Origin of the sequence: Rhodococcoides corynebacterioides (assembly GCF_019834675.1) — a bacterium.
Classification (GTDB): domain Bacteria; phylum Actinomycetota; class Actinomycetes; order Mycobacteriales; family Mycobacteriaceae; genus Rhodococcoides; species Rhodococcoides corynebacterioides_A.
On the sequence record NZ_JABUBU010000022.1, the window covers coordinates 18,051 to 26,950 of the forward strand.

At 72.2% G+C, this 8,900-nt stretch carries 12 protein-coding genes and 1 tRNA gene; 7 read left to right on the plus strand and 6 right to left on the minus strand.

Going from position 1 to position 8,900, the window contains the following annotated elements; all coding sequences use genetic code 11:
* Nucleotides 1–3 precede the first annotated feature (3 nt).
* Nucleotides 4–561 carry an isochorismatase family protein gene (locus tag HQ603_RS16155; protein WP_222685802.1) on the minus strand — a complete coding sequence of 186 codons (558 nt, stop codon included), beginning with the start codon at nt 559–561 and terminating at the stop codon, nt 4–6.
* Between the two features lie 3 nt (nt 562–564).
* Entirely contained in the window at nt 565–1,866 is a 1,302-nt protein-coding gene (locus tag HQ603_RS16160) for a nicotinate phosphoribosyltransferase (RefSeq protein ID WP_308126575.1), read from the minus strand.
* Nucleotides 1,867–1,955: 89 nt separating this feature from the next.
* Between HQ603_RS16160 and clpS the strand changes: the two genes are divergently transcribed.
* From clpS to rdgB, 7 genes are all read left to right on the plus strand, one after another.
* Entirely contained in the window at nt 1,956–2,291 is a 336-nt protein-coding gene (clpS, locus tag HQ603_RS16165; protein WP_222685823.1) for an ATP-dependent Clp protease adapter ClpS, read from the plus strand.
* 102 nt (nt 2,292–2,393) lie between these two features.
* Nucleotides 2,394–2,981, plus strand: coding sequence for an oxidative stress transcriptional regulator AosR (gene aosR, locus HQ603_RS16170; RefSeq protein WP_222685803.1), 588 nt, complete (start codon nt 2,394–2,396; stop codon nt 2,979–2,981).
* A complete protein-coding gene (locus tag HQ603_RS16175; protein WP_222685804.1) occupies nt 2,981–4,033 on the plus strand; it encodes a P1 family peptidase in 1,053 nt (350 codons plus the stop codon). Before aosR ends, HQ603_RS16175 begins: the two co-directional genes overlap by 1 nt.
* A gap of 53 nt (nt 4,034–4,086) precedes the next feature.
* On the plus strand, nt 4,087–4,725 hold the full coding sequence (locus tag HQ603_RS16180; RefSeq protein WP_222685805.1) for a rhomboid family intramembrane serine protease: 639 nt from the start codon (nt 4,087–4,089) through the stop codon (nt 4,723–4,725).
* A 76-nt stretch (nt 4,726–4,801) separates the two neighbouring features.
* A complete protein-coding gene (locus tag HQ603_RS16185; protein ID WP_222685824.1) occupies nt 4,802–5,560 on the plus strand; it encodes a cyclic nucleotide-degrading phosphodiesterase in 759 nt (252 codons plus the stop codon).
* Nucleotides 5,561–5,589: 29 nt separating this feature from the next.
* Nucleotides 5,590–6,342 carry a ribonuclease PH gene (gene rph / locus HQ603_RS16190; RefSeq protein WP_222685806.1) on the plus strand — a complete coding sequence of 251 codons (753 nt, stop codon included), beginning with the start codon at nt 5,590–5,592 and terminating at the stop codon, nt 6,340–6,342.
* Complete coding sequence (gene rdgB, locus HQ603_RS16195) at nt 6,335–6,946, plus strand: RdgB/HAM1 family non-canonical purine NTP pyrophosphatase (protein WP_222685807.1); 612 nt, start codon at nt 6,335–6,337, stop codon at nt 6,944–6,946. The genes rph and rdgB overlap by 8 nt, the downstream gene beginning before the upstream one ends.
* 75 nt (nt 6,947–7,021) lie before the next feature.
* On the opposite strand, the gene HQ603_RS16200 is transcribed toward rdgB, so the two are convergent.
* The 4 genes from HQ603_RS16200 to HQ603_RS16215 form a co-directional block, all read right to left on the minus strand.
* On the minus strand, nt 7,022–7,378 hold the full coding sequence (locus tag HQ603_RS16200; RefSeq protein WP_222685808.1) for a DUF3817 domain-containing protein: 357 nt from the start codon (nt 7,376–7,378) through the stop codon (nt 7,022–7,024).
* Nucleotides 7,375–7,776, minus strand: a complete 402-nt coding sequence (locus HQ603_RS16205) for a transcriptional regulator (RefSeq protein WP_222685809.1) — start codon at nt 7,774–7,776, stop codon at nt 7,375–7,377. Before HQ603_RS16205 ends, HQ603_RS16200 begins: the two co-directional genes overlap by 4 nt.
* Before the next feature lie 65 nt (nt 7,777–7,841).
* Nucleotides 7,842–7,926, minus strand: a tRNA-Leu gene (locus tag HQ603_RS16210).
* A 58-nt stretch (nt 7,927–7,984) separates the two neighbouring features.
* Nucleotides 7,985–8,698 (minus strand): hypothetical protein, encoded by a 714-nt coding sequence (locus tag HQ603_RS16215; RefSeq protein ID WP_261773952.1) that lies wholly within the window; start codon nt 8,696–8,698, stop codon nt 7,985–7,987.
* Nucleotides 8,699–8,900: the final 202 nt, after the last annotated feature.

Below are 8,900 nucleotides of genomic sequence, written 5' to 3' on the forward strand. Positions count from 1 at the left end.
CGACTACCGACGGGTGGTGCGGCCACCCGCCTCGGTGAGGGCGGCGAGGACTCCGGGGACGTTCTCCGGGGTGACGGCGGCCGTGTAGTCCACGAGCACCGTGACGTCGAAGCCCTCGCGGAGTCCGTCGAGCGCGGTGGCGCGAACGCAGAAATCCGTGGTCAGGCCGACCACGTGGAGCGCGTCGACGTCGTGGGCGCGCAACCAGTCCGCCAGGGGCGTTCCCGACTCGTCGACACCCTCGAAACCGGAGTAGGCGGCGTCGTACTCGCCCTTGGAGAAGACGGCCGCGAACGCGGAGGTGTCCAGATCGGGGTGGAACTCGCACCCCGTGGTGCCCGCGACGCAGTGCCGCGGCCAGCTGTCGACGTAGTCCGGCGTGTCCGAGAAGTGCTCGCCCGGGTCGATGTGGTGGTCACGGGTGGCCAGGACGACGTCGTACGTCGACCCCTGGATCAGGGTGCTGATCGCGGACGCCACGCGGGCGCCGCCCTGCACCGCGAGGGAGCCGCCCTCGCAGAAATCGTTCTGGACGTCGACGACGACGAGCGCAGTGGTCACGAGTCAGGAGAATACCGTCGGAACGGCCGCGTCTCCGCGGGACAGACCCAGTCCCTCCCACGGCAACGACGTCAGGCCCGACGCGACGAGCTCCCGGGCGTCGGCGACGGTCCCGGTGTCGACGACGTCGCCGCCGCGCACCAGGGGGACGGACACCTCGCGCGCGACGTACGGATCCGTCGGCGCGACGGGAGCGTCGGCCGCCGTCACCAGCTCCTCGACCACCGTTCCCGTGCGGCGTGCCAACCGCAGCGCCCGCTTGCGCCCACCGCGAGACTCCTTGTGCGCGCTGCGTTTCGCGACGGGCAGGCCGTCCACCTCGACGAGTTTGTAGACCATCCCGGCCGTGGGTGCGCCGGACCCGGTGACCACGGACGTCCCGACGCCGTAGACGTCGACGGGCTCGGCGCGCAGCGAGGCGATCGCGTATTCGTCGAGGTCGCCCGACACCACGATGCGCGTGGTGGGTGCGCCGAGGGAGTCCAACTGGGCCCGCACCTGCCGGGCGAGAACCCCGAGATCGCCGGAATCGATACGGACACCGCCGAGTTCGGGTCCGGCGACGGCCACCGCGGTCTCGACGCCCGCCGTGATGTCGTAGGTGTCGACCAGCAGGGTGGTTCCGACGCCGAGGGCGTCGACCTGGGCGCGGAAGGCGGCGGCCTCGTCCGGCCCGTCGGCGTCGGTGTGCAGGAGGGTGAAAGCGTGCGCGCTGGTGCCGGCGCCCGGAATGCCGTGTCGCCGAGTGGCTTCGAGATTGGACGTCGCCGAGAAGCCGGCGATGTACGCCGCCCGCGACGCGGCGACGGCGGCTTCCTCGTGGGCGCGTCGGGACCCCATCTCGATCAGCGGGCGACCGTCCGACGCGCTCACCATGCGCGCCGCCGCCGAGGCGACCGCACTGTCGTGGTTGTAGATCGAGAGGACCAGCGTCTCGAGGATCACGCACTCGGCGAAGGTGCCGCGGACCGAGAGCACCGGCGAGCCGGGGAAGTACAGCTCGCCCTCCCGGTAGCCGTCGATGTCACCGGAGAAGCGGTAGTCGCGCAACCAGTCGAGGGTCTCGTCGGTCAGGAACTCCGCCACGGACGCCACCTCCGCGTCGGTGAAGCGGAACCGGGTGAGGGCCTCGAGCAGTCGACCCGTGCCCGCCACGACGCCGTACCGGCGCCCACCGGGCAGACGCCGCGCGAACACCTCGAACGCGCACGAGCGGTGGGCCGTCCCGTCGCGCAGGGCGGCCGAGAGCATCGTCAGCTCGTAGCGGTCGGTGAAGAGCGCGGTGGAGGCGGTGTGGGGGCTCACACCCCGGAACAGTAGGGCGTGCGGCGTCGCCGGTGGGTGAACCGCGCCCGACGGGCCCGTATCCTGGGGCCATGGTCGCCGTCACTGACATGCCGTACGCCGGTGTCCCGACCGCCGGTCCGGCGCCGCTCTCGACGCTGCCGCAGGCCAGCCCGGAGGAGAGCGTCGCCGTCGCGGAGGACACCGCCGCGGACACACCGTGGGTCACCATCGTCTGGGACGACCCGGTCAACCTCATGCACTACGTGACCTACGTGTTCCAGAAGGTCTTCGGCTACAGCAAGGACAAGGCCACCGAGCTGATGATGCAGGTGCACTCGGAGGGCAAGGCCGTGGTGTCGAGCGGGCCACGGGAGAAGATGGAGACCGACGTCGCCAAACTGCACGCGGCGGGTCTCTGGGCCACCATGCAGCACGACGTCTGACGTTCCACGATGCCGTTCGCCCTCGGCGGACGCCGCCCCCACGGCGGACGCCGTTCCCCACGACGGACGCCGTTCCCCACGACAGAGCAGGGAGACAGTTCGGTGCGAGTGTGGACCCGGAAATCCGCGTTGGGCGGGGTCAAGTTCCGGTCCGAGATGGACGCGCGAGAGGTCGCCGTGCTCCGGTCGCTCGTCGAGTCCGTCGTCGGACTCCTCGACCAGCGCAGCGCCGACGCCCCCACGGACGACCTGGCCGCGATCACCGGCATCCGGTCCGGTCACACCAGCCCGCCGGAGGACGCCACCCTGGCGCGGCTGCTGCCGGACTTCCACCGGCCCGAGGGCGCGGACGCCGCCGACACTCCGGACACGCTCGCGCGACAGGCCGACCTGAACGGTGCGCTGCGCGGCATGCACGAGCCCGAGATCATCGACGCCAAGCGTGCTGCGGGCGCGGCCATCCTGGACTCGCTGCCGGCGGCCGGGGGCAAGGTGACGCTGACCCCCGAGCAGGCGGAGTTGTGGCTGACCGGCCTCAACGACGTCCGCCTCGCGCTCGGCACCACCCTCGGCATCGACGCCGACACACCCGACGAGCTGCCCGCCGACGACCCCCGCGCGCCGCACCTGGACGTCTACCACTGGCTCACCTGGATGCAGGACTCGTTGGTCCAGGTCATGATGGCCTGATGCAGGACCGCCTGACCGACGTCGTCGGTCTGACCGTCGGCCACCACCGCGTGCTGACACCCGACGTCACGGTGGCCACCGAGGACCGCGACGGCGTCGGCTCGGCCACCGGGTGCACCGTCGTGCTGGCCGACGAGCCGGCCGTCGCCGCGGTCGACGTGCGGGGCGGCGGACCGGGCACGCGCGAGACCGATCTCCTCGATCCGGCCCAGTCGGTGCAGCGGGTCGACGCGATCCTGCTCACCGGCGGCAGTGCCTACGGCCTCGCCGCCGCCGACGGCGTCATGCGGTACCTGGAGGAACGAGGTCGCGGCGTGGCGATGGGGCGACCGGACCGCGTCGTCCCGATCGTGCCCGCGGCCGTGATCTTCGACCTGCCGTTGGGGGAGTGGACCGCCCGGCCCGACGCCGCGTTCGGCTACGCCGCGGCGCAGGCGGCGTCCACCGACGTCGAGCAGGGCAGCGTCGGCGCCGGGACCGGGGCGCGGGCCGGCGTGGTCAAGGGCGGCGTGGGCACCGCCTCCGAGACGGCGGTCGACGGGCCCGCCGCCGGACTGACCGTCGGCGCGCTGGTGGTGGCCAACCCCGTCGGATCGGTCTTCGATCCCCGCACCGGTGTCCTGTGGGGAGATCCCGGCGTGCGGCTCCCGGCGCCGACCGCCGAGCAGATCGCGGCCGCCGCCGCCCTCGGCGCCAAGGAGACCACGCTCAACACGACCATCGGCGTCGTCGCCACCGATGCCGACCTCACGGCGTCGGGATGCCGCCGACTGGCCGTCGCGGCACACGACGGCCTGTCGCGCGCCGTTCGCCCCGCGCACACCCCGCTGGACGGGGACACGTTCTTCGCGCTCGCCACCGGGCGGGTCGGGCCGCGGGCCGACGTCGTACCGGTCGATCGCCACATGATGCCCGACCTCGCCGTGCTCGACGCGCTGTGCGCGATGGCCGCCGTCGCCACCGAACGGGCGATCGCACGGGCCGTGCTGACGGCCACGTCGGTGGCCGGCGTTCCGGCCTATCGGGACGTCCTCGTCGGCGCTCGCGCCTGACGTCCGCCGGTACCGTGGTGGGAACCCTCCACCCGACGGACCAGGACGGCGACATGAGCGTTCCCCCTACTCGTACCCCGAGCACGACGCCCTCGGGTGCCCGGTCGCGGTGGAGCGCCGCCGCGGTGGGCATCCTCGGTTTCCTGGCACTGCTGTACGTCGTCGAGGCGGTCGACGTCGCGTCGGGCATGCGACTCGACAACGCCGGCATCCGGCCCCGGGACGTCGACGGGCTGAGCGGGGTGGCCTTCGCTCCGGTGCTGCACGACGGCTGGGATCACCTGTTCGCCAACACCGGTCCGCTGCTGGTGCTGGGCTTCGTTCTGCTGCTGTCCGGCGTCGGCCGCGCGCTCGCCGTCACGGCCGTGATCTGGATCGTCGGCGGGCTCGGAACGTGGCTGACGGGGGCGTCGGGGTCGATTCACATCGGGGCGTCGATCCTGGTGTTCGGGTGGCTCGCCTACCTGATCGTGCGCGGCGTGTTCGCCCGCGACATCGGCCAGATGGCACTGGGGTTCGTCGTTCTGGTGGTGTACGGCGGCCTGCTGTGGGGCGTGCTGCCGACCGAGGAGCGGGTGTCCTGGCAGGGGCATCTGTTCGGTGCGCTCGCGGGGGTGCTGGCGGCGTGGATGTTCGCCTCGCGGCGCCGCCCCTCCGACCCGTCCCGGGCGTTGTCACCGCACAGTCGGTGAGTCCCCGGACCGGACACGACACGACCGGCGACCGATCCTGCTCGGCAGGTCGGGATCGCATGGCAGCATGACGGTCATGCGTCTCACGGTCCTGGGTTGCTCGGGCAGCGTGTCGGGTCCCGACTCGCCCGCATCCGGTTATCTCCTCGAGGCGCCCGACACTCCGCCGCTGGTCCTCGATTTCGGGCCCGGCGTTCTGGGAGCGCTGCAGAAGTACGCCGATCCAGTCGACGTCCACGTCCTGCTCTCGCATCTGCACGCCGATCACTGCCTCGACGTGCCGGGGCTGCTGGTGTGGCGTCGCTACCACCCGGTGCCGGCGCAGGGTCGCGCCGTGGTGTTCGGCCCGTCGGACATGGCGTTCCGGCTCGGGGTCGCGTCCGCCGAGAGCGGCGGCAAGATCGACGACATGTCCGACACCTTGGACCTGCGGTACCTGCGTGACGGCGGCGTGATCGAGTTCGGCACCCTCTCCATCGAGACCCGCCGCGTCTACCACCCGCCGGAGTCCTACGGCATGCGGGTGACCACCGACAGCGGCGCCGTCCTCGCCTACACCGGCGACACCGGCATGTGCGACGCCGTCGAGACGCTGGCCCGCGGTGCGGACGTGCTGCTCGCGGAGGCGTCGTGGACCGACGCGGGGGACCGGCCGCTCGGCGTGCACCTGTCCGGCGCGGAGGCCGGGCGTCTCGCGGCCGGCGCCGGGGTCGGAGAACTGCTGCTCACCCACATTCCGCCGTGGACCTCGCGGGAGGACGTGATCGCCGAGGCCAAACGGGAGTTCGACGGCCCCGTGCACGCGGTGTCGCCCGGGTACGTCGTCGAGATCTGAGCCGCCGTCGCACCCGATAGGGTGGTCCCGTGGCCACACGCGAAGACGGACGAGCTGACGACGAACTGCGCCCCATCACCCTGACGCGCGGGTTCACCTCGCACCCCGCCGGGTCGGTGCTCGTGGAGTTCGGCAACACGCGGGTCATGTGCACCGCGAGCGTCGAGGCAGGGGTGCCGCGCTGGCGCAAGGGTTCCGGGCTCGGCTGGCTCACCGCCGAGTACGCGATGCTGCCCGGCGCCACCCACACACGCAACAGCCGAGAGTCGGTGAAGGGCAAGGTGTCCGGCCGGACGCAGGAGATCAGCCGGCTCGTGGGTCGGTCCCTGCGGGCCTGCATCGACCTCGCCGCGATCGGCGAGAACACCATCGCGCTCGACTGCGATGTCCTGCAGGCCGACGGCGGCACCCGCACCGCGGCCATCACCGGCGCCTACGTGGCGCTGGCCGACGCCGTGACCTACCTCGGTGCGCACGGACGCCTCGCCGACCCGCAGCCCATCTCGTGCGCCATCGCCGCCGTGTCGGTGGGCGTCGTCGACGGCCGGGTGCGACTGGACCTGCCGTACGAGGAGGACTCGCGTGCCGAGGTCGACATGAACATCGTCGCCACCGACACCGGCACGCTCGTCGAGGTCCAGGGCACCGGCGAGGGCGCGACGTTCCCCCGCTCGACCCTCGACGCGATGCTCGACAGCGCGCTGGCCGGATGCGAGCGCATCTTCGACGTGCAGCGTGAGGCCCTGGCCGCGCCGTACCCCGGAGAGCTTCCCGGTGCCTGAACCGGTGCGTCTGCTGGTCGCCAGCCGGAACCCGAAGAAGCTCGCCGAGCTGCGGCGGGTGCTGGACGCCGCGGCCGTCGAGGGCATCGAGCTGGTCGGGCTGGACGAGGTGCCGGAGTATCCGGAGACCCCCGAGACCGGCGCCACCTTCGAGGAGAACGCGCTGATCAAGGCGCGCGACGGCGCCGCGACCACCGGATTGGCTTGTGTTGCAGACGATTCCGGGATCGCCGTCGACGCTCTGAACGGAATGCCGGGCGTGCTGTCGGCGCGCTGGTCCGGGCGGCACGGGGACGACGAGGCCAACACCTCGCTCCTGCTCGCCCAACTCGGCGACGTGCCGGACGAGCGACGCGGCGCGGGGTTCGTCTCCGCCTGTGCGCTGGTGCTGCCGGACGGCACCGAGACGGTCACCCGCGGCGAGTGGCGCGGGGTGGTCGCGCGGGAGCGGGCCGGTGGCGGCGGCTTCGGCTACGACCCCGTGTTCGTGCCCGAGGGGTCCGACCGATCCGCCGCGGAGTTGAGCCCGCAGGAGAAGGACGCGGCCTCGCATCGGGGTATCGCGCTGCGGGCGTTGGTGCCGGCGATCGCTGCGCTGCGGTAGCTGCGCGGTAGCACACAGGCGGGGCGATCGGACGGGTTCCCGGCAGTCGAGGCGACTTGTGGGCCGTGGCGCAGGTCAGACGGCGAAGTCGCGCTTAACCTGCTGAGTGCGCCGGTGCTCGATGACGAAGGAGAGGAACGGCACGGTCCCGGCGAGCAGGGTGCCCACCGTGCGACCGACGGGCCAGCGCACCTTGACGGCCAGGTCCAGGGTCAGGAGGAGGTAGACGAAGTACACCCACCCGTGCACGACGGCGATCCACCCGGGCAGGTCCTGCACGCCGAACCCGTACTTGGCCACCATCTCGGCGGTCAGCACCAGGAGCCAGATACCCGTCGCGTAGGCGAGCACGCGGTACCGCAGCAGGGCGGGCGCGACCCGCGGATCCTTCGCGCGGGTGGGGGCGGCGGATCCGGAATCGGCGATGCTCACGAACTGCTCCTGTCCTCGCGGCCGAGCTCCGCGAGATAGCGGTTGTATTCCTTCAGCGTGTGGGAGTCGGAATCCGACCCGAGGGTGTCCGCCGGCGTCACGGTCGGTCGCTGCGGCAGCAGGTCCGCGGGAATCTCGGTGGGCTCCGCCTCGGCATCGACGGGGGGCTCGTCGGGTGCGTCCTCGAGTTGCACGAAGCGGCGATAGGCGAACACGACGAACGCGGCGAACAGCGGCCACTGCAGCGCGTACCCAAGGTTCTGGCCGGATCCGGTGGAGGACTCGAACCGTTCCCACTGCCACCACCCGAGGGCCAGACAGCCGGCGGCGGCCACGACGACCAGCAGAATCAGCGCCGGTCGACTTCTCGTCCGAGTTCCGTCGCCGCGTCGATCCACACCACCAGGTTACCGGAGCGCCGCCCTCGTCAACGACGTGGCGTCGTAGTTCCCGGTCGGTGCGGTGGTGCGCGAGGGGGGACTCGAACCCCCACGTCCTTCGGACACCAGAACCTAAATCTGGCGCGTCTGCCATTTCGCCACTCGCGCGTGCGGGCCGAGTCTAGACGCCCGCGCCGCCGATGATCGGCGACGCGGACGTCCCGGCTCAGGCCGCGCGCGGCGGCGCGGGGGACCGTCGGCCGGAGACCGTGCGCTGGTGGCGCCAGATCGCGTGGCGGACCGTGGCCACGTCGAGGTCGAGCTCCGCGGCGATCGCGGCGAGGGCGTCGCCGACGTTCGACGCGTCGAACTCCCCGACCGTCTCGGTGACGTCTCCCAGGAAGGTGGCGACGAGCGCGTCGTTCTCCGGGGTGTCGATGCCGAGACTGCCGAGGAAGCACAGCCACGTGCGATTCCCGAGCCCGGGGACGTCGACGACCGCGCGTCGGATCGGCTCGGTGTTCGCGACGTCCGCGGCACCACGAACCCCGACCGCAGTGAGGGCGGCGGCCGCGGCGATCACCGCCGCGGCCTTGGTGGTGCTGTTTCCGGGCACGCGCTGGCGGTTGCCGAGCAACTCCGCCAGCCCGTCGCCGTCGCACGCGGCGAACGCGGCCACGTCGTCCGTCGCACCGTGTCGGTGGGTACGCCAGGCCGAGACGACCCCGCGCACCCCGGTGGTCGGCCCGCCGTAGGACGCGCGCGCGGAGAACACGGCATCGAGAAGTGCGGCCTCGGTGTCGGGCCACCCCGAGAACCAGTAGGGCGAGGTCTCCCGCGGCACCGCGCGGAGGACGGCCGCGGTGAGCGCGGACGGCGCGGCGGCGGCGGTCGCTGCGGTGGCAGCGGTGGTGGTGGTGGTCGGTTCGACTGTGGTCACGAGAATCCCCCCCGGATCTGCGTGCGGCGCGGACGGCGCCGCGATGGTGCACGACGGGCGCCGTGCGACGCGGACGGTAACGCCGAGGTCCGACAGGACTCCCGGTCACAGTTACTCCGTCGCCGTGACTTGCATCACGGACCAGATCGGCCGAAGCCGAGGGTTTCCTCGGGTTTCGGCGGGGAGAGATACCCCCTGGTCT